General features: G+C 44.4%; 21 protein-coding genes and 5 tRNA genes. 25 read left to right on the plus strand and 1 reads right to left on the minus strand.

The window, feature by feature from the left end:
* Window position 1: 1 nt before the first annotated feature.
* Window positions 2-1,432 carry an argininosuccinate lyase gene (argH, locus tag FTU00_RS00980; protein WP_051065353.1) on the minus strand — a complete coding sequence of 477 codons (1,431 nt, stop codon included), beginning with the start codon at window positions 1,430-1,432 and terminating at the stop codon, window positions 2-4.
* Here argH and FTU00_RS00985 point away from each other — a divergent pair.
* From FTU00_RS00985 to rplJ, 25 genes are all read left to right on the plus strand, one after another.
* Window positions 1,423-2,577 (plus strand): sensor histidine kinase, encoded by a 1,155-nt coding sequence (locus FTU00_RS00985; protein ID WP_180178912.1) that lies wholly within the window; start codon window positions 1,423-1,425, stop codon window positions 2,575-2,577. The genes argH and FTU00_RS00985 overlap by 10 nt on opposite strands.
* Before the next feature lie 69 nt (window positions 2,578-2,646).
* A complete protein-coding gene (locus FTU00_RS00990) occupies window positions 2,647-3,387 on the plus strand; it encodes a LytTR family DNA-binding domain-containing protein (RefSeq protein WP_005232557.1) in 741 nt (246 codons plus the stop codon).
* 114 nt (window positions 3,388-3,501) lie between these two features.
* Entirely contained in the window at window positions 3,502-4,425 is a 924-nt protein-coding gene (hemC, locus tag FTU00_RS00995; RefSeq protein ID WP_159123732.1) for a hydroxymethylbilane synthase, read from the plus strand.
* Window positions 4,425-5,192, plus strand: a complete 768-nt coding sequence (locus FTU00_RS01000; protein ID WP_166136799.1) for a uroporphyrinogen-III synthase — start codon at window positions 4,425-4,427, stop codon at window positions 5,190-5,192. Before hemC ends, FTU00_RS01000 begins: the two co-directional genes overlap by 1 nt.
* A gap of 7 nt (window positions 5,193-5,199) precedes the next feature.
* Complete coding sequence (locus tag FTU00_RS01005; RefSeq protein WP_004781647.1) at window positions 5,200-6,039, plus strand: hypothetical protein; 840 nt, start codon at window positions 5,200-5,202, stop codon at window positions 6,037-6,039.
* Between the two features lie 6 nt (window positions 6,040-6,045).
* Window positions 6,046-7,239, plus strand: a complete 1,194-nt coding sequence (locus FTU00_RS01010; RefSeq protein WP_180178913.1) for a heme biosynthesis protein HemY — start codon at window positions 6,046-6,048, stop codon at window positions 7,237-7,239.
* Window positions 7,240-7,246: 7 nt separating this feature from the next.
* Window positions 7,247-7,672 carry a thioesterase family protein gene (locus FTU00_RS01015; protein WP_004781650.1) on the plus strand — a complete coding sequence of 142 codons (426 nt, stop codon included), beginning with the start codon at window positions 7,247-7,249 and terminating at the stop codon, window positions 7,670-7,672.
* Between the two features lie 152 nt (window positions 7,673-7,824).
* Window positions 7,825-8,151 (plus strand): H-NS family nucleoid-associated regulatory protein, encoded by a 327-nt coding sequence (locus tag FTU00_RS01020; RefSeq protein WP_079281036.1) that lies wholly within the window; start codon window positions 7,825-7,827, stop codon window positions 8,149-8,151.
* A 187-nt stretch (window positions 8,152-8,338) separates the two neighbouring features.
* The gene (gene gspN / locus FTU00_RS01025; protein WP_180178914.1) at window positions 8,339-9,082 is read left to right on the plus strand and encodes a type II secretion system protein N; all 744 of its coding nucleotides are present in this window, start codon (window positions 8,339-8,341) and stop codon (window positions 9,080-9,082) included.
* A complete protein-coding gene (locus FTU00_RS01030) occupies window positions 9,082-9,936 on the plus strand; it encodes a type II secretion system protein N (protein WP_180012044.1) in 855 nt (284 codons plus the stop codon). The genes gspN and FTU00_RS01030 overlap by 1 nt, the downstream gene beginning before the upstream one ends.
* Before the next feature lie 38 nt (window positions 9,937-9,974).
* Window positions 9,975-12,230 (plus strand): type II secretion system secretin GspD, encoded by a 2,256-nt coding sequence (gene gspD / locus FTU00_RS01035; protein WP_180178915.1) that lies wholly within the window; start codon window positions 9,975-9,977, stop codon window positions 12,228-12,230.
* A gap of 62 nt (window positions 12,231-12,292) precedes the next feature.
* Window positions 12,293-12,952, plus strand: a complete 660-nt coding sequence (locus FTU00_RS01040; protein WP_034171564.1) for an FHA domain-containing protein — start codon at window positions 12,293-12,295, stop codon at window positions 12,950-12,952.
* A gap of 78 nt (window positions 12,953-13,030) precedes the next feature.
* The gene (gene gph / locus FTU00_RS01045; protein ID WP_180178916.1) at window positions 13,031-13,699 is read left to right on the plus strand and encodes a phosphoglycolate phosphatase; all 669 of its coding nucleotides are present in this window, start codon (window positions 13,031-13,033) and stop codon (window positions 13,697-13,699) included.
* Window positions 13,700-13,807: 108 nt separating this feature from the next.
* A complete protein-coding gene (trpE, locus tag FTU00_RS01050) occupies window positions 13,808-15,301 on the plus strand; it encodes an anthranilate synthase component I (RefSeq protein ID WP_159123742.1) in 1,494 nt (497 codons plus the stop codon).
* 98 nt (window positions 15,302-15,399) lie between these two features.
* Window positions 15,400-15,475 (plus strand) — tRNA-Thr (locus FTU00_RS01055).
* A gap of 55 nt (window positions 15,476-15,530) precedes the next feature.
* Window positions 15,531-15,614, plus strand: a tRNA-Tyr gene (locus FTU00_RS01060).
* Between the two features lie 36 nt (window positions 15,615-15,650).
* Window positions 15,651-15,726: transfer RNA gene (locus tag FTU00_RS01065), tRNA-Gly, on the plus strand.
* Window positions 15,727-15,747: 21 nt separating this feature from the next.
* Window positions 15,748-15,822, plus strand: a tRNA-Thr gene (locus FTU00_RS01070).
* A gap of 151 nt (window positions 15,823-15,973) precedes the next feature.
* Window positions 15,974-17,164 (plus strand): elongation factor Tu, encoded by a 1,191-nt coding sequence (gene tuf / locus FTU00_RS01075; protein WP_179991967.1) that lies wholly within the window; start codon window positions 15,974-15,976, stop codon window positions 17,162-17,164.
* A gap of 46 nt (window positions 17,165-17,210) precedes the next feature.
* A tRNA-Trp gene (locus tag FTU00_RS01080) sits at window positions 17,211-17,286 on the plus strand.
* A gap of 76 nt (window positions 17,287-17,362) precedes the next feature.
* On the plus strand, window positions 17,363-17,803 hold the full coding sequence (secE, locus tag FTU00_RS01085) for a preprotein translocase subunit SecE (protein WP_179991968.1): 441 nt from the start codon (window positions 17,363-17,365) through the stop codon (window positions 17,801-17,803).
* A 7-nt stretch (window positions 17,804-17,810) separates the two neighbouring features.
* Window positions 17,811-18,344, plus strand: a complete 534-nt coding sequence (nusG, locus tag FTU00_RS01090) for a transcription termination/antitermination protein NusG (protein ID WP_005232530.1) — start codon at window positions 17,811-17,813, stop codon at window positions 18,342-18,344.
* Window positions 18,345-18,461: 117 nt separating this feature from the next.
* A complete protein-coding gene (gene rplK / locus FTU00_RS01095) occupies window positions 18,462-18,890 on the plus strand; it encodes a 50S ribosomal protein L11 (protein ID WP_004781668.1) in 429 nt (142 codons plus the stop codon).
* Window positions 18,891-18,893: 3 nt separating this feature from the next.
* Window positions 18,894-19,589, plus strand: coding sequence for a 50S ribosomal protein L1 (gene rplA / locus FTU00_RS01100; protein ID WP_004781669.1), 696 nt, complete (start codon window positions 18,894-18,896; stop codon window positions 19,587-19,589).
* Window positions 19,590-19,895: 306 nt separating this feature from the next.
* Window positions 19,896-20,402 (plus strand): 50S ribosomal protein L10, encoded by a 507-nt coding sequence (gene rplJ, locus FTU00_RS01105; RefSeq protein WP_004781671.1) that lies wholly within the window; start codon window positions 19,896-19,898, stop codon window positions 20,400-20,402.
* The last annotated feature ends 8 nt before the right edge of the window (window positions 20,403-20,410 follow it).

Genomic DNA, 20,410 nt, shown 5'->3' on the forward strand with positions numbered 1-20,410 from the left:
ATTAAGCGTAAAGTTTCTCTAGGCGAGCATGCGCACGTTCGATCGCAGCTTCAACCTGTGCAGGTGCAGTACCACCGATGTGATTACGTGCATTCACAGATGCTTCTAAGGTCAGGGCTTTTTCGAATACATCTGCCTGAATCAGATCAGAGAACTGTTGCAGTTGCTCAAGTGTCAGTTCAGACAGGTCTTTACCTTCCTGTACACCCAGAGCTACCGCTTTACCCACAATTTCGTGTGCATCACGGAATGCTACGCCATTTTTTACCAGATAATCTGCCAGGTCAGTGGCCGTTGAGAAGCCACGAAGTGCTGCTTCACGCATAATTTCGATGTTTGGTACAAGCGCAGGAATCATATCCGCAAATGCCATTAATGAACCACGGACGGTATCGATCGCATCAAATAATGGTTCTTTGTCTTCCTGGTTATCTTTGTTGTAAGCAAGCGGTTGACCTTTCATTAGGGTCAACAAGCTCATCAGATCACCATATACACGGCCAGTTTTACCACGGATCAGTTCAGGTACATCCGGGTTTTTCTTCTGCGGCATAATAGATGAACCAGTACAGAAACGGTCTGGAATATTTACGAACTTGAACTGAGCCGATGTCCATAGGATCATTTCTTCAGACATACGTGACAGGTGCATCATAATTAAAGATGCCGCAGCATTGAATTCAATACCGAAATCACGGTCAGAAACAGCATCAAGTGAGTTTTCAGCAACAGCTTCAAAACCTAGAAGCTCAGCGGTATAAGCACGGTCAATCGGGTAAGTCGTACCTGCCAGAGCAGCAGAACCGAGTGGCATACGGTTAACACGTTTACGGCAATCAATCAGACGCTCAGAGTCACGTACCAGCATTTCAAACCAAGCCATTAAGTGATGACCAAAAGTCACTGGCTGTGCAGTTTGCAGATGGGTAAAACCTGGCATGATGGTATTGGTGTTTTTAGCTGCCAGACCCAGGATGCCTTTTTGCAATTTTTTCAGTAATTCCAGGATGGCATCAATTTCATCACGGACATACAGACGGATATCTGTGGCAACCTGGTCATTACGGCTACGGCCCGTATGCAATTTTTTACCGGTGATGCCGATACGCTGAGTCAGGCGCGACTCAATGTTCATATGCACATCTTCAAGGTCAATGCGCCATTCGAAGTTACCTGCTTCAATATCTGCTTTAATGGCAGTCAGACCTTCGATAATGTCATCACGTTCCTGTTCGGTCAGTACGCCAACTTTTGCCAGCATGGTTGCATGTGCAATCGAGCCTGCAATGTCTTGTTTATAAAAACGTTGGTCAAATTGAACAGATGCTGTAAATTCAGCAACAAAAGCATCAGTCGCTTCAGAGAAACGACCGCCCCACATACCCGAAGTCTGGGCTTGTGATGGATTTGAGGAATTAGAAGATGTGGTCATGTCGGCTCAATCAGATTAAAAGCAGTAGAACGAAAAAGAGTATAACAAATTCAAAGCCCGTTGCCGAAGTCCAAGTCGATCAATCTTTTACATCTCCGACTAGATCAGCGCAAAGCTCCTATTTTTTTAGCCAGATCGGCAAGCTGCACTATTTGCTGGAAATGTTTATTGGCGGCAATGTGCTGGCCATGGTCTTAGCCTTGGCAAAAGCACAGTCCTGGCAGGCACTCAATCTGGCAGATCTGCTTCAATATATGCTGTATATCAACTGGATACTGTTATGTTTTGCAGCGCTAGTCGAGCTTTTTCATCAGCACTTTCAACGTATGGGGATTAAGCTGGCATTAATCTGCGGATTTCTGCTATTACAGGCGATTGTTTTGGTGACTACGACCAGTCTGAATGTGCTGACTTATTTTGGCAGTAATTTGAATTTTCAAGGATTGAGTCTGGCAGTCGCACTGGATCAGGTCGGTCTACATCTGAGTTTTGGTATCCTGTTAGGCATGTTCTGTTTTCGCTATCTGTATTTGCGTGAACAATGGGCACAGCAGCAGCACAGTGAATTAAATGCACGGATTCAGGCCATGCAAGCCAGGATTCATCCGCATTTTCTATTTAATAGTTTGAATAGCGTGATCAGCCTGATCAGTATTGACCCGGACAAAGCCGAACAAATGTTGCTGAATTTGTCCCGTTTATTTCGGGCCAGTTTTCAGGAATTGAAACTGGTCAAGTTGCAGGAAGAAATTGAACTCTGCCAGCGCTATCTGGAGATTGAACAGATTCGTCTGGGAGAGCGTTTACAGGTCGAATGGAAATTAGAAAACAAAGACTTATACTCACAAGTCCAAATTCCATTATTGACTTTACAACCCCTAGTGGAAAATAGTATTTTCCATGGAGTTGAAAAAATTTTGACAAAGAGTACCATAAGCATATTGATTGAAATCTTGCAAAATCAAATTAATATCATCATAACAAACCCCTATACGCAGGATAATAAAACATTAAAAAAGGGACATGGTATTGCAATTGAAAATGTCAGACAGCGTCTGGAAGCTTATTACGGACCTACGATGACGTTTCAAACTTTCGCCGGTGGAGGGGTGTTTACCACGGTTGTGCAATATCGCTATAAATAAAAAGAAATCAAGGAAATCACAGTTAACTTATAATCAAATGAATAATGTTGACTGGATTAAGGAGGAGAAATGGACGTCCTGATTTGTGACGATGAGCCTTTGGCTGTCGAGCGACTATCACGTTTAGTCTCTCAACTGGGGCATGATGTGGTTGCAACAGCTACGCATGGTCGTCAAGCAATTGATCTGGCTCACCAGCATGAACCTGATGTCATCTTATTAGATATTCAAATGCCTGAAATGGATGGTTTGACCTGTGCGCAGCATTTGCGTCAGCTCGACCCGATGCCGGCTATTGTCTTTTGTACGGCCTATGACCAACACGCGCTGGATGCATTCAAGTCTAATGCAGACGGCTACCTGCTTAAACCGGTGATGCAACAGGAATTGGCACAGGTTTTAGAGCATCTAATTAAACTTACCCAAGCTCAAATGAGCCAACTAAAACAAAAAGAAAATATGGAAGAAATCAATATCAGCCGCCATCAAATTGCGGCAAAGACCTATCGCGGGGTCGAATTGGTGCCAGTTGAAAATATCTATTATTTTCTGGCGGATCAAAAATATGTGACCGTACGCCATAAAAACGGCAGTGTCCTGATTGATGAAACCCTGAAGGAGTTGGAACAGGAGTTTGGACATCAGTTCATCAGGATTCACCGTAATGCACTGGTTTCGGTTCACTATCTGGAAGGCTTGGAAGTGGTGAGTTCCGGCCAGTATCAGGTGCGTTGTCGTGAACTGGAAGAGCGTCTGGCGGTCAGCCGGCGTCATTTGCCATTCTTGCGGGAACGGATTCAGAAACTCTAAACGGATCAATGAGTTCGTCTGGACCAGTATTGAAACTTGTATAAATTCGCTTGCATTTTCAAGTGAGCAGGTTAAGTTTAGACTATTGTTCTCATTGACTGTTTATTGAAATTTATGAAGACCCTAAAAATTGCTACTCGACAAAGTCCACTTGCGCTCTGGCAGGCGGAACATATCCGTGCACGCTTACAGGACCTGCATGCTGGACTTCAGGTCGAGTTAGTCACTTTTGTTACACAGGGTGATAAAATTCTTGATACGCCATTGGCTAAAATTGGCGGTAAGGGCTTATTTGTAAAAGAATTAGAAGCAGCCTTACTAGATGGTCGTGCTGATCTGGCAGTCCATTCAATGAAAGATGTGCCAATGGCTTTGCCTGAAGGCTTATCTTTGGCAGTCATCTGTGAACGTGAAGATCCACTGGATGCTTTTGTCTCAAATACTTATGCCAGTTTTGACGAATTGCCTCAAGGTGCCAAAGTTGGAACTTCCAGCTTGCGCCGTAAAACCCAGATTTTAAAACAGCGTCCGGACCTTGAGATTATCGATTTACGCGGTAATGTTGGTACACGCTTATCCAAACTGGATGCAGGTCAGTATGATGCAATCATCCTGGCCAGTGCCGGTTTAAAACGCTTGGGCCTTGCAGATCGTATTCGTCATAGTATTGTGCCTGAAGTAAGTTTACCCGCAGTAGGACAGGGTGCACTGGGCCTGGAATGCCGGAGTGGAGATCAAGCGGTATTAGATTTAATCCAGCCTCTGTTACATGTAGAAACTGATGCCTGTGTCCGTGCCGAACGTGCCTTTAATGCCTATCTGGAAGGTGGCTGTCAGGTGCCAATCGCAGGCTATGCCACTTTAAATGAAGGTGTCATTTCGATTGAAGGCCGGGTCGGTAGCGTAGATGGCGCAACTTTGCTACGCGCACAGCAAAGTGGAACCATGGCAGATGCAGAGCAATTGGGCGTGCAGCTGGCCAAAGATCTACTAGATCAGGGTGCAGGCGAGTTACTGAAAGCCCTTTATTCAAAATAATGTTGTTCATTAATACCCGTCCGAGTGATCGTGCTGCAAATTTAACGCAAGCCCTACAGACAGCGCAGATTCCGGTGATAGAGTTGCCCTTGCTAGAACTGGTACAGCAGCCTTATACGGATGAGCTAGCCAGTTTATTTAGGCAGCTACCCCAAGCAAAACTGATTGTCGTCGTGAGTCCGACCGCTGCCCAAATTGGCATGCAATATTTGCAGCAGGCAGGCCTATCATTGCATGATCTTGGAAGTGTCCAGTGGGTCGCTGTGGGTAAAGCTACCGAGCGGGCTTTAGCAAGCTACGGTATCCAGAGTTATGTGCCTGATGTGGAGACTTCGGAAGGGATGCTGCAATTGCCTGTGCTACAGCAATTAGCTACCGGATCAACTGTCGCCTTTTGGCGAGGTGAAGGTGGGCGTCAATTTATGATGCAGCATTTAAAGGATCAGCAAATTCATATATTGAATTTCATTTTATATGATCGTCAGTGTCCGCCAGTGACTTCCGAGATATTAGTTAAACATTTGACGAGCCTTGAAGCTAATCCCCGTTATGCAGTCTTGGTCAGCAGTGAAGCGAGCTGGCTTAACTGGCTAGCCTTGATGCAGCCGTATCCGCATCTCATTAATCGGGCATTGTATTTGGTTTTGGGGCCGCGTTTGGCTGCCATGCTTGGGGAATATCAACAGCAACATCAGGCTGGTTTTCAATTCGCTCAGTTAGAGGACTTAAGCGGATCGACGATTTTGCAGCAGCTACTTATGTACTAGGAAACGCATGAAAAAATTATTTATTGTTTTTTTCATCTTGAGCTTAGCGTGGATTGCCAAGCTGAGCTATGACCTGTTTGGCTTAAATTCAGCACAGACTGAATTGACCCAGAATTTGAAGCAACTGCAACAGCAGAATGCCAATCTGAATGATCAGATGGTGGCCTTAAAACGTCAAGTTGCTACGGGCCAAGCGTTAAGCCCTGAAACACCGAACAAGGGGACAGTTCAGGATACTCCTAGGGCTGATTTGCAGGATGATCTGCCTTTGGTCGAGCAATATCTGGATCTGGTTGAGTTTGCCTTGCAGCAGCAACAATATGCAATGGCTATGGAAAAGTTGAATCAATTATCCAATCAGCTTGAACATCTAGAACTGGCACCTGCTCTTCTGGGTAGCCTGAATCAGGCGATTGACAAGGATCGGGAAGTCCTTAAGCAGTTCATCAACAATCGTTTAGTACAACAGAATAAATTAAAAGAATTGCTGCAACAGATTGATATTGAGATGGAAAAGGAAATCCAGGTGCAGCATCAGCACCGCGCTACAGCCCAAAGCTCATTCTGGCAGCGCTGGATTCAGATTGAATCAGTCGAGAAACCGAGTGCAGTCTTAATGCAGCGTAATCTGGTCTTAAAAGAAGCTCAGCTGCGTTTACTGATTGCAGAAAATAGTGTGCAGCAAGGACAGCAGGTAGCTTTCCAGCAAGCCCTGAAAAGTGTGATCGAGGTATTGGCTCAACTTCCGGATGCGCAAAGCAAACAATGGATTCAGCGACTGGAGCAAATTAAGATAGCACCTCAGACGCCTACTCCTCAGCTCAATACGCGTACCCTGATCGGTTAATTGCTTATGAAACAGATTTTACTTGCTTATTTACTGGTTGGTTTGCTGGGCTTAGCGATCTTGAGCGTACTGAGCTATGGTTATGGTGCGGGCTATGTCTATCTGTATTGGCGCGGACTACAAATCCAGACCACTTTCTGGTTCCTGGTGGGCTTGCTTATCGTAATCAGCTTTCTGATGCATATGCTGTGGTATGCGACCAAGCGTTATCTCAGCTTTAAACAGCGTAAACAGGAAACGGTATTCAGCTTTGCCCGCTTGCATCCTTATGAGCAGTTAGCCGTAGTTTGGTTATTAAATGCTGCACAAGATCAACGGGATTTTATCCAGCAGTCTTTTAATCAGTCGGGATTGCTCAAGTATATTATTGATGCCCGATTATCCTGGGGACAGCAACAATATAGCGAAGCATTAAGTAGTTTAAATCAGTCCAATCCCATGGCATTTGAACTGGCAGAATTACAGCGGATTGAAATCTATTTATCGCAGCAGGATGGTCAGCAGGCATTAACTCACCTAGAATTTTTAAATCAGCATGAGTTATCTCCCTGGTTAAGACGGGTCAAAACCGCTTATGAGCAGCGTTTAAATGCTTTATGGGGGCAATTCGCCTTACAGTTTCCCTGGTTATATTTACGTTCAACCAAATATGGACATTTAGACCAAGAAGTAAAAAAAATATGGCTGCAGCAATTATTAATAGCTTATGACCAAGCTACTGAAGATGATTTGGGATATTTAAAACAACGTTATCTGGATTTAAAACAGGACATATTTAATCGTGACTATGAAGTCAAGCTATTATGGTTGAAACTATTATTTAGAATGCCGGAAATGAGCGTTGAGCATGAAAGCCTTGCTAAACACTTACTGGAACTCCAATTTAATCAGGATGTATTCTATTTATGGTTCCAGCAGCAGTTATTAAAGCAGTTTCCAGATTATGCAGATATTGAGCAGCAGATCTCAGTTTGGGATGCAAAATATACTGCACTGCCAATATTAAGTTTTGCCAAATGGCATATTCTACAGGCGACTGGCCGGGTAGAAGAAGCTCAGCAATTGCTGGATCTCTATCCAGATGACATCCGCATGAGCTATTTGAGAATTAAATCTGTATTGCAGGGAAGAGATGATTTAATACAGCAGTTAAATGCCGTATTTGAATCGAATGTTAATTTTATCGAAATCAGAATTTGAGGAAATAATGTCAGAATTACAACAATATCCGGTGATTTATTCGCAAACTGTTGCATGGGGAGACATGGATGCGTTTGGGCATGTTAATAATGCGATGTATTACCGTTATATAGAAAGTGCCCGTTTGGCTTATTTGGGTAAATTAAATATTTTTGATGAAGATATTTTAACAGTAGTGGCTTCAAATCAATGCCGTTATTTAAAACCTGTGGTTTATCCAGATCAATTAAAAGTGGCGGCACGAATTGATGAAATTCGGAATAGTGCAGTCAGAATGCATTATTTATTATGGAGTGAACAGCAGCAAAGTATCGTAGCTACTTCCGAAGCAGTAATTGTATGTTTAAATAAAAATATGCAGAAAACTGAAATACCTGAACATATTCGAGAAAAAATAAAATCGCTAGAATTAACTGTACAACATGAAATTTAATATTGAGTTTCATCTCTAATTTAATGATTAATTTTGTAATGACCCTTAAGTTTATTGTTATACATTTAAAATTTTATATTGAATATTACACTTAATATAAATATGATGGGTTCGTTATTTATTAAAAGAAATAATGCTATTTATTGGAGAACATGATGCCAGACATTACAAATTTATCAGTTGAAGAGTTAAAACGTTTACAAGCAGAAGCTGAGTCTTTAATTGCTTTGAAAAAAGATCAGGAAATTGAAGATGCTTATCATCAGGTATTGGATATTGCCGACAAAGTAGGCTTAACGATTGAACAGCTTCTTGAGTTTGGTGCTTCTAAACGTAAAAAAACTGCACGTAAGTCTGTAGAGCCACGTTATCGCAGTAAAAGCAATCCGGAAGACACCTGGACTGGTCGCGGTAAACAGCCACGCTGGTTAGTTGCTGAATTAGAGAAAGGCGCAAAACTGGAAGATTTCGTGATCTAATCCTTCTGCCGCATTATTCATCATCAGGCTGTTATGCATACGGCCTGTGATTGATCAGCCAAGCACATCCTGCTTGGTTTTTTTATGCCTATGAATTGGCGTCAGAGAAAAAGTGTGCATAATGTGATTATAAAATGACAAAACTATAAATTTAGGGGTTTCGATTGGATAGGTTGGTCGTGGCGGGATGAGCAATAAGCCGAAAACATTAAAATGGTTGATATTTGCAATTCTAGCCTTTTTTGTCTTTATAATTCTGCAAGTTCCTGCAGCTTGGTTAATTTCAAAATTTTATAAAAATAATCAGGTCTTACATAATGTAAGCGGGAATATCTGGCAGGGAAGTGCGGACTGGAAAAAAGGTAATCTTCGGGGAAGTCTGAACTGGCAGGTTCGTCCTTTGGACCTGTTGTTGCTGAGATTAGGTGCAAATATTGATCTGCATAGCGGTAATACCCAGTTTTCGGGTGTGATGGGCTATGGTTTGAATAAAACTTTAACCGTCAAAAACCTTGAGGGACAGCTTGCACCTGAAACTTTAAAGAAGATTGCCGACTGGCAATGGCCTACCAACCCGATTCAGTTTAAAGAACTCGATTTTAAATATAAAAAAGAGCAAGGCTTTAGTCATGTAGACGGTCAGATGCAATGGAGTGGTGGTGAACTGATTTACACGTTTGCCCAGCGTCAGGAGCGTATGAATGTACCGGTTCTAAGTGGTCAGTTATCCGATGAGAATGGGCAGCTGCTGCTGGACGTACGTGATAATCGTGATCAACGTATGTTGAATATTAAACTGGATCCAAGCCTGATGCTGGATATTCAGCTGACACAGCGCTTTTTACTCAATGCTCCTTCTTATACCGGTAAAGCTGGACTGGATACTTATGTGATTAGTACCCGTCAGCCTTTGATGGGGGGCTTCAACTGATGGCAAGCCCACTCGATTATTTTAAAAATATTGATCTGAAACAGACGGAGCGTGTTGCTCCAATTTTATTATTCCTGCTGATTCTGTATTTATGCTGGAAATTGGCCGCCTTATTCTGGCTTCTGGTGGCTCCGCCACAAGCGATGCAGATTGATCAGGTAGAACTGGGGTCACAACAGACTCAAGTGCCAAATATTAGTGCCTTTTCACTATTTCAGGAAACTACTTACGCAGCGAACACTGCTGAAACTGCCAATATTGTCTTGCAGGGGGTTGTGGTGGCGAGCCCAAGCTATAACTCTTCAGCAGTCTTGAAAATTAATGACCAGTCTGACCGTTATCGGGTCGGAGAGGTATTGGGGAATAGCGGTTTTACGCTGGCTGAAGTGTATTGGGACCGGGTGATTTTGCGTAAATCAAGCGGTGCGACCCAAGAAATCCTGTTTAAAGGGTTGGAAAATGGTTTAAACCAGCCAATCGTGCCGGATACCTCAGCATCTTCAAATCCGATGCCTCCGATGCATACGGAAAGTGGTATGCCTGAGCAACCTTCACCGCAGAGTGAAATCAATCGGGCTATCCAGCAGATGCAGGAAAATAAGGACCAGTACTTACAGAATATGGGGGTAAGTGCAGCAGAGGGTGGTTATGAAGTCACTTCACGGACACCGGCTGCACTGCGTAATCGCTTGGGATTAAGACCGGGAGACCGGATTTTGTCTTTGAATGGTCAGACCCTGTCACAGGGACAAACCGAAGCACAATTACTGGAACAGGCTCGACGTGAAGGTCAGGTCAAACTAGAAATAAAACGTGGTGATCAGGTGATGACCATACAACAGGATTTGAAGTGATGTGTCATCACGCATAGGGTTAGGAAACACAAAAGTTTATGGCTTTATTTAATAATAATCGATCAGCATGGGCATTCTGTGTGGCCGCACCATTGGTTGCTATGGTCAGTACGGCAAGTTATGCGCAAACCTGGAAAATCAATCTCCGGGATGCAGACTTAACCGCCTTCATTAATGAAGTGGCGGATATTACCGGTAAAAATTTTGCGGTAGATCCTCGGGTTCGAGGTAATGTCACGGTCATTTCCAACAAGCCACTGAATAAAAACGAAGTTTATGACCTGTTTTTAGGGGTCTTGAATGTCAATGGTGTAGTGGCCATTCCTTCAGGAAATACCATCAAGCTGGTTCCAGACAGCAATGTCAAAAGCTCCGGGATTCCCTATGATGCACGTCATCGTGCGACTGGTGACCAGATTGTCACTCGCGTGATCTGGCTGGAAAATACCAATCCGAATGACCTGATTCCAGCCCTGCGTCCGTTGATGCCACAGTTTGCCCATTTGGCTGCCGTTCCAGGTACCAATGCACTGATTGTGTCGGACCGGGCGACCAATATCTATCAGCTGGAAACCATCATCCGTAATCTGGATGGCACGGGCCAGAATGATATTGAAGCCATTAGCCTGCAATCCAGTCAGGCCGAAGAAATGATCGAGCTGATTGATTCAATGGCAGCGACAGGTGCAGCTAAAGATCTGCGTGGTTCACGGATACGGGTCATGGCAGATGTGCGTACCAACCGTATTCTGATTAAAGGGGATCCAGCGACACGCAAGCGCATTCGTCAGATTATTGAAACACTGGATGTGCCTGCAGCAGACCGTCTGGGGGGCTTAAAAGTCTTCCGTTTGAAATATGCCAGTGCCAAGAATCTTTCGGAAATTTTGCAGGGGTTAGTGACAGGGCAGGCAGTCAATACTGGTTTGGATAATTCTTCTTCCAGCTCGTCTTCTTATAATTCGACTAATAACCTGAATAACAACAGTACTACTAACTCAAACAGCTCAACCGCATCCAACATTCAGTTAAATACAGGCATGAAAACCGAGCAGGGCGGGATTAGCAGCTTTAATGCCAATGGCGTCAGTATTATTGCGGATGCCACGCAGAATTCTCTGGTGGTTAAAGCAGACCCGCAACTGATGCGTGAAATTGAATCTGCGATTGATCAGTTGGATGTGCGCCGTCAACAGGTTCTGATTGAAGCTGCAATTATTGAAGTAGAAGGGACAGATGCGGACCAGCTGGGTGTGCAATGGGCTTTGGGGGATATCAGCAGCGGAATTGGCTTAATTAACTTCGATAAGTTTGGTACTAGTCTGAGAAATATTGCGGCGGGCTATCTCGCAGGTGGTGGCTTAGGTGCTGCAAGTACTGTGGGTGCGGGTAGTTCCATTGTGATTGGAGATTTTCAGGAAGGCAGTGATGGTTCACGTCGCCTGTATGGTGCGATGATTCAGGCATTGAAAGAAACCACCAAGTCTAACCTGTTATCTACGCCGTCGATTGTAACCATGGATAATGAAGAAGCCTATATTGTCGTAGGTGAGAATGTGCCCTTTGTGACCGGTTCGGTTTCGACCAGTGGCTCAGGCGTGGCTAATCCTTATACCACCATTGAGCGTAAAGATGTCGGGGTCACTTTGAAAGTCGTACCACACATTGGTGAAGATGGTACGGTACGTCTGGAAGTTGAACAGGAAGTCTCTGCTGTCAATCGAGATCGTGGACAAGCACAGGATTTGGTGACCAGCAAGCGTGCAATTAAAACTTCGATTCTGGCTGAACATGGGCAAACCATCGTACTCGGTGGCTTAATCTCGGATAATACTACGTATGGACGTCAAGCTGTTCCAGGTCTGGGAGCGATTCCAGGCATAGGACGCTTATTCCGCGCTGAAGGTAAATCTAATCAAAAACGTAACTTGTTAATATTCATTCATCCAACAATTGTAGGTGATAAAAACGAAGTACGTAAACTAGCCCAACAACGTTATGGTCAACTCTATAGCCTGCAATTGGCACTCGATTCAGACGGTAATTTTGCCAAGCTGCCGGAAAGTGTTGAAGATGTGTATCAGCAGCGTATTCCAGTTTCCAAGACACCACTGACGAATTCGACCTACCAGAATGTCCCAAGTGCCCCAGCACCAACGCCGTCAGCTACAGCAGTAGCTACACCGGTAGCAATTGAGCCGGGGATTCAGCGACAAGTGGTACAGCAGCCAGTCCAGCAGGTTGAAAAAAGTAGAAATACCGTTACAACAACCACACTTAGACCCAAAAGCTAGACCATTCGCATTTGCATACAGCATGTTATGATAATGTCAAAGAAAATAGAGAAGTAGATTTCATGACTTGGAAAATACAGGCAATTACCGATGACTTGACCGGACAGGAAATAGCAATCGACCGTGACATGCTGGTAGGGCGTCATCAGGCGGCTGATATTGTGCTGCAGGCTGCGGAAATCTCGCGTAAGCATGCTGCTTTTCTGCTGAAAAACGATGCACTATGGGTACAGGATCTAGGCTCATCTAATGGCACTTTCGTGAATGACTTGCGTATTGAGCAGGAAACGCGATTAAAACAAGACGATGTAGTCCAGTTTGCCAGCTTGAAATTTCTGGTTCTTGAACCTGTAGCGCCTGTTGAAGTGGCGCCAGAAGTTGAAGAAACAGCAGAGCAAGTGGTTGAAGAAATCGAAACGGTTGAGAAAACTCCTGCCCAGCAGATGAATGAGCAGGGCATTCCAGAATTGAAAGAGCGTGATGCTTCAGTCAACTTGACTCGTGATGGTATGCCGACCAATGTCGGTATTCCAAAACCTGCGCCTATTGCTGAAGGGGTAGACCTGAGCTCGGTTAAGCCAGAACCCGCACCGATTCCGGTGGAACAGCCTGTTTCTCGTGTAGAGCAGGAAAAAGAAGCACAGAAAAATGCATCTATTGGACTGATTTCACTAATCGTTCTGATTATTTTGGCGATTATCGCCTGGGTGTTGTTTAAATAAGCCCATGATTGGTTACAATCGAGGCATGCATCACGCATGCCTTTTTTATGGCTGCAAATAAAGAAAATGAGGGGCAGGATGTCAATTGCACAACTGGAACAACGTAAGCTGATTTTATTCGATCTGGATGGTACCTTGGTGGATTCAGCCCATGATCTGTATCGAGCCATGAATATGAGCCTGAATGTCTTGCAGCTACCCCTGGTGACTGAGGAGCAGGTACGGGTGTGGATCGGTAAAGGAACGTCCAAGTTCTGTGAAAGCGTACTCCAGCATTTGGTGGGAGAAGTATTACCCGCCCAGCATCAGGAATTACTTGCGACGTTCCTGGAAATTTATAATGCCGATCCTTGTGTAGATACCAAGCCATTTGACGGAATTATCGAGTTTCTGGAATGGGGTAAGGCTAACGATAAAAAACTGATCTGTGTGACCAATAAACCAGAAGAACCGGCACGCAGTATTCTGGATATTCTGGAAATGGCGCAATACTTTGATGACACGATTGGTGGTGATCGCTTTACCGAGCGTAAGCCAGATCCGCGTCAGTTGTTGCATTGTGTAGAACATTATGGCGTGACCAAAGAGCAGATACTGATGATTGGTGATTCGGTCAATGACATTGAAGCTGCACGCCGTGCGGGTATAGATTGTATTGTAGTCAGCTATGGCTATAATCATGGTGAAAATATAGCAGACTGTGATCCTCAAGAAATTGTCGATGATCTACGTGAGTTGCTTGCTTAAATAGGGTACGAAGGAAATAAGATGAATAGTTGTAAGGTTTTTCGATGGCGTCGCTCAGTCCAATTCCATTTCCATACTGAGTAACCCTAATTTAAAGAGAAAAACCGAATGACAACTTCAGCTCAATTCCAGCAACTTGCATCTCAAGGCTACAACCTGATTCCTGTATACCGCCAGCGCCTGGCTGATACTGATACTCCTTTATCTATCTTTGCCCGTCTAAAACAGCACCAACAGGCTTATCTGTTCGAATCTGTGGAAGGGGGAGAAAACTGGGCGCGCTATTCAATTATCGGCCTGGGTGAATCGACTGTATTCTCCTGTAATGCGGGTGAACTGACTGTTCAGCATCCAGATGGCTCTATTGAAAAACAGCACTGTGCCGATCCATTCCAGTATATCCGTGACTTTCAGGCACAGTTTAAAGTACCGACCCAGGCAGAACTTCCAGCCTTACCAAGCTTTACCGGTGGTCTTGTCGGTTACTTTGGTTATGACTCAGTACGTTATATCGAACCTAAGCTAAAAAATGTGCCTGAAGCTGATCCGGTAGGCTTGCCAGATATCTGGATGATGCTGTCCAAAACCGTCATCGTATTCGATAATCTGAAAGATACCCTGTTCCTGATTGTCCATGCCGATGCAGCGGATCAGGCAGCTTATGAGAAAGCGCAGCAGCAGCTGGATGAGCTGGAAAATATTCTGGCAACACCAGTGAGCCTGAAAGCAGAAAAACATACAGCACCGCACTTTGAGTCTTTAACTGGACATGACAACTTTATTGCCTCTATTGAAAAGGTAAAAGAGTACATTCGTGCCGGAGATGTGATGCAGGTCGTGCCGGGTCATCGTATGGTTTCTGATTTCGATGGTGAGCCTTTACAGGTCTATCGCGCATTACGTCATCTTAATCCATCACCTTACCTGTTCCTCGTGCAAGGGCAGACCCTAGAAGACAATACGCCGTTCCATATTGTCGGCTCTTCACCTGAAATTCTGTCACGTCTGGAAAATGGCATTGCGACTGTTCGTCCACTGGCGGGTACGCGTCCACGTGGCAAGACCAAGGAAGAAGATCTGGCACTGGAAAAAGATTTACTGTCTGATGAAAAAGAAATTGCCGAGCACTTAATGCTGATTGACTTAGGCCGAAATGATGTCGGTCGAGTATCCAAAATCGGTAAAGTGCAAGTCACTGATCAAATGGTGATCGAACGTTACTCGCATGTGATGCACATTGTGTCGAATGTACAAGGTGAAGTGCGGGATGATGTGGATGCGCTGGATGTTTTTAAGGCAACTTTCCCGGCTGGAACACTTTCTGGTGCGCCAAAAATTCGTGCCATGGAAATTATTGACGAAGTTGAGCCAGTAAAACGCGGAATTTTTGGCGGCGCTGTTGGTTATTTAGGCTGGCATGGTGAAATGGACATGTCGATTGCCATTCGTACCTGCGTGATTCGTGAAAATAAGGTCTATGTTCAGGCTGGAGCAGGGCTGGTTGCGGACTCAAATCCTGAGTCAGAATGGAATGAAACCCAAATAAAAGCTCGTGCAGTGATCAAAGCGGTTGAATTATCATCAAACGGATTGATTTTGTGAGTTTTTGGCGTTTTTTTTGAAAAAAACACTTGCATGGATTCTGAGTTTTGCTAAACTGCACACCGTTCCGATACGAAACGTACGAAACACTAAGAAACGCCGGCATAGCTCAGTTGGTAGAGCAACTGACTTGTAATCAGTAGGTCCACAGTTCGAATCCGTGTGCCGGCACCATCTTAGAGAGTTTGGAGTGCGAAGTAAAGAACGACACTGATGTAAGTGTAAAAATGGTGAGGTTCCCGAGCGGTCAAAGGGGGCGGACTGTAACTCCGCTACGAAAGTTTCGAAGGTTCGAATCCTTCCCTCACCACCAATTTTAAGACTTCAAAGTGGTAAGTACCAACATCGTGCGGGAGTAGCTCAGTTGGTAGAGCGGCAGCCTTCCAAGCTGCATGTCGCGAGTTCGATCCTCGTCTCCCGCTCCATTGTTTGAAGTGCTAATATTTGCTCTTATAGCTCAGTGGTAGAGCACTCCCTTGGTAAGGGAGAGGTCTCGAGTTCAAATCTCGATAAGAGCTCCAGATTACAGTTTGGCAACGTGGTTGCAAAAATATTTCAAAAGCAGGCTATTTAGTCTGCTTTTCAAGTATTTGGTGTTTGGTTTTTTTTAAACGATATGTCGGAGCTGGGTTTTACTCAGAATTGTGTTCGACGTAAACGAGGAAGATTAACATGGCTAAGGCTAAGTTTGAACGTAATAAGCCACACGTTAACGTGGGCACAATCGGTCACGTTGACCATGGTAAAACAACTTTAACAGCTGCGATTGCAACTGTATGTGCTAAAAAATTCGGTGGTGAAGCGAAAGACTACGCTGCAATCGACTCTGCACCAGAAGAAAAAGCACGTGGTATTACAATTAATACTTCACACGTAGAATACGATTCTCCAACTCGTCACTACGCTCACGTAGACTGCCCGGGCCACGCCGATTATGTTAAAAACATGATTACTGGTGCTGCTCAGATGGACGGCGCGATCCTTGTATGTGCTGCGACTGACGGTCCAATGCCACAAACTCGTGAACACATCCTGCTTTCTCGTCAGGTAGGTGTACCTTACATCGTTGTATTCTTGAACAAATGCGACCTTGTAGACGACGAAGAGCTTCTTGAACTGGTTGAAATGGAAGTTCGTGAACTTCTTTCTACTTACGACTTCCCAGGTGATGACACTCCTGTAATCCGTGGTTCAGCACTTGCTGCACTTAACGGTGAAGCTGGTCAATACGGTGAAGATGCAGTTGTAGCTCTTGTTGAAGCGCTTGACTCTTACATTCCAGAACCAGAACGTGCAATCGACCAAGCATTCCTGATGCCAATCGAAGACGTATTCTCAATTTCTGGTCGTGGTACAGTAGTAACTGGCCGTGTAGAAACTGGTGTCATCAAAGTTGGTGAAGAAGTTGAAATCGTGGGTATCAAAGATACAGTTAAAACTACTGTAACTGGCGTTGAAATGTTCCGTAAACTTCTTGACGAAGGCCGTGCTGGTGAGAACTGTGGTATCTTGCTTCGTGGTACTAAACGTGAAGACGTACAACGTGGTCAAGTACTTGCTAAACCAGGTTCTATCAAACCGCACACTAAATTCGATGCAGAAGTATACGTACTTTCTAAAGACGAAGGTGGTCGTCACACTCCATTCCTGAATGGTTACCGTCCACAGTTCTACTTCCGTACAACTGACGTAACTGGCGCGATTTCTTTGAAAGAAGGCGTTGAAATGGTTATGCCTGGTGACAACGTAGAAATGTCAGTAGAACTAATTCACCCAATCGCAATGGACCCAGGTCTACGTTTTGCGATCCGTGAGGGTGGTCGTACAGTTGGTGCTGGTGTAGTTGCTAAAGTAACTGCATAATCATAGAATAGAAAATAAGCTGGAGTTTCGGCTCCAGTTTATCTACAGGCCAGTAGTTCAATTGGTAGAGCGTCGGTCTCCAAAACCGAATGTTGGGGGTTCGAGTCCCTCCTGGCCTGCCAAGTTTTTTTCAAAAGACGCTTGATGTCGGCAAAACTGGTCATATAATAAGTCGCGAAACCTACGACGAGTACAAAAATGTCGAATGATAAATCACGCGACGCATTAAGCGAAGCGGCAATTCCTCAAAGAAATAATCCTGCTGTAGATGTAAGTTCTGGTTCTCCATTAGACATTGTTCTATGGGTTATCGCCTTGATTTTATTGGTCGGTGCTATGATGGTAAACCAATATTTACCTGCATACTGGGCGCCTGCGAATGATATTTGGGTGCGCGTTGGGGTAATTTTGGCTTGTATCGTTGTGGCATTCGGTTTATTATACGCCACCCATCAAGGCAAAGGCTTTGTTCGTCTTCTTAAGGATGCACGAATCGAGTTACGTCGAGTGACCTGGCCTACCAAACAAGAGACTGTGACCACATCTTGGCAAGTCCTTGCTGTTGTAGTGATTGCAGCCATTGTTCTATGGTGCTTTGACTATGTTTTAGGCTGGTTAATGAAGTTTATTATCGGGTAAGAGAGCTATGAAACGTTGGTACATTATTCATGCCTATTCAGGTTATGAAAAACAAGTGATGCGTTCGCTTAATGATCGAATCCAGCGTAGCGCTGTTGCCGATAGCTTTGGTGAAGTCCTTGTTCCTACCGAAGAAGTGGTAGAAATGAAGGATGGCAAGAAGCGTAAATCAGAGCGTAAGTTCTTTCCTGGCTATGTATTAGTCGAAATGGAAATGAACGATGACACTTGGCACATCGTGAAAGAGTGTCCAAAAGTGCTTGGTTTTATTGGTGGTACGGCTGAAAAACCGGCTCCAATTACGCAAAAAGAAGCTGATGCAATCCTTGCACGTGTACGCAATACTGGTGAAGCACCGCGTCCTAAGACCATGTTTGAACCAGGCGAAGAATTACTCGTAATTGACGGTCCATTCACTGACTTTAAAGGTGTGGTGGAAGAAGTGCTTTACGACAAGTCACGCTTAACGCTGACGATTAACGTATTTAACCGACCAACTCAGGTTGAACTGGAATTTCGCCAAGTCGAAAAAACAGTTTAATTTGTTCGGGTTGAAAACGCCTGATTTGCGTGCAAATCAGGCATTGTTGTTGTAACGGTATCGTTACTTGAAATCATTGGGGAGCCTAGCGGCGTTTGCACCCAGAGGTAATTTGAAATGGCTAAGAAGATTGACGGCTATATCAAGCTGCAAGTTCCAGCTGGTAAAGCGAATCCATCTCCACCGATTGGTCCTGCACTAGGTCAACGTGGTGTTAACATCATGGCATTCTGTAAAGAATTCAATGCTGCTACACAAAAAGTTGAAGCTGGTCTACCAATTCCAGTCGTGATCACTGTGTACAACGACAAGTCGTTCACATTCATCATGAAAACTCCACCTGCTGCTGTTCTTCTTAAGAAAGCTGCTGGTATCCAAAAGGGTTCTTCTGTACCTAACAAAACTAAAGTTGGTAAGTTGACTCGTGCTCAATTGGAAGAAATCGCGACTACTAAAGAACCAGACTTAACTGGTGCTGATTTAGACGCGCGTGTACGTACCATCGCTGGTTCTGCACGTTCTATGGGCTTGGAAGTGGAGCTATAAGACATGGCAAAGTTAACTAAACGTCAAAAAGCCATTGCTGCTGCTGTAGAAGCACAGAAAGTTTACACTTTAGAAGAAGCTGTAGAAGTTCTTACTAGCCTTCCAGCTGCGAAATTCAAAGAATCTTTGGACATCGCTGTAAACCTGGGTGTTGACCCTCGTAAATCTGATCAGGTTGTTCGTGGCGCGACTACTCTTCCTGCAGGTACTGGTAAAACTGTACGCGTAGCTGTATTTGCTCAAGGCGCTGCTGCTGAAGCTGCGAAAGAAGCTGGTGCAGACGTTGTTGGTTTCGATGATCTTGCTGAAAGCATCCAAGGCGGAAACCTTGACTTCGACGTAGTGATTGCTGCTCCTGATGCAATGCGCGTTGTTGGTAAACTGGGTACGATTCTTGGTCCACGTGGCTTAATGCCAAACCCTAAAGTAGGTACTGTAACTCCTGACGTAGCAACTGCAGTTAAAAATGCAAAAGCTGGTCAAGCGCGTTACCGTGTAGACAAAGCAGGTATTATCCACGCTGCGATCGGTCAAGTAGGTTTCTCTGCTGAAGCTGTTCGTCAAAACGTTGAAGCTCTTGTAGCTGACCTTAAGAAAGCAAAACCTGCTACTTCTAAAGGTGTTTACATTCAAAAGATCACTCTAAGCTCTACTATGGGTCCTGGTCTGATCGTTGATGTAGCAAACGTTTCTAAATAAGTTATAAACTTATACAGAATTTTAAAGCCCTGAGTAAGTTTTAAAGCACTGCTTTAAAACTTACGCAAGAAGAAACCGGTTTCGGACTACTTGCGAACTTAGGCAGACTTTGAATTGATAAATGTAAATTTATCAGCGTCAAAGACCTCAGGCGAGGGGAGTTTTATGCTTTCCTCTTAATACTCCAGCCTGCGTAGACGCGGTGGTGTGATTTGTTCATCCTCCGCGTGTGATTTCAGAGATGAATTCACGAATTGGGAGTGTGCTTGTGATCAGGCACATAAATCACCGTTAGGAGGTTTTACAATGGCTCTTCTTATTGAAGGCAAAAAACAGATCGTAGCTGAAGTAAGTGAAATTGCTTCTACTGCATTTGCCGCTGTTGTTGCTGACTACCAAGGTTTAACAGTTGAGCAATTAACTGCTCTTCGTGTTGAAGCTCGTAAACTAGGTGTTAAAACACGTATCGTGCGTAACACTCTGGCTAAACGCGCTCTTCAAGATACTCAATTCAATATCTTGAACGACAGCCTTGTTGGCCCAACAATCTTAGCTTTCTCGACTTCTGAAGACGACATGGGTGCAGCTGCACGCTTGTTCGAAGAATTCGCAAAAACTAACAAAGCATTCGAACTTAAAGCTGCTGCATTTGATGGCAAAGTTTACGAAGGTGCTGAAGTTAGCGTAATCGCGAACCTTCCGAACCAAGAAAAAGCGCTTACTATGCTTGCAAACGTTCTTCAAGCTCCTATTTCGAAATTGGGTCGCCTTATTACTGCGCTCAAAGAGAAAAACGAGTCAGAAGCTGCATAAGCTTAAAT

This window comes from Acinetobacter sp. YH12041 (genome assembly GCF_013419975.1).
Classification (GTDB): Bacteria; Pseudomonadota; Gammaproteobacteria; order Pseudomonadales; family Moraxellaceae; genus Acinetobacter.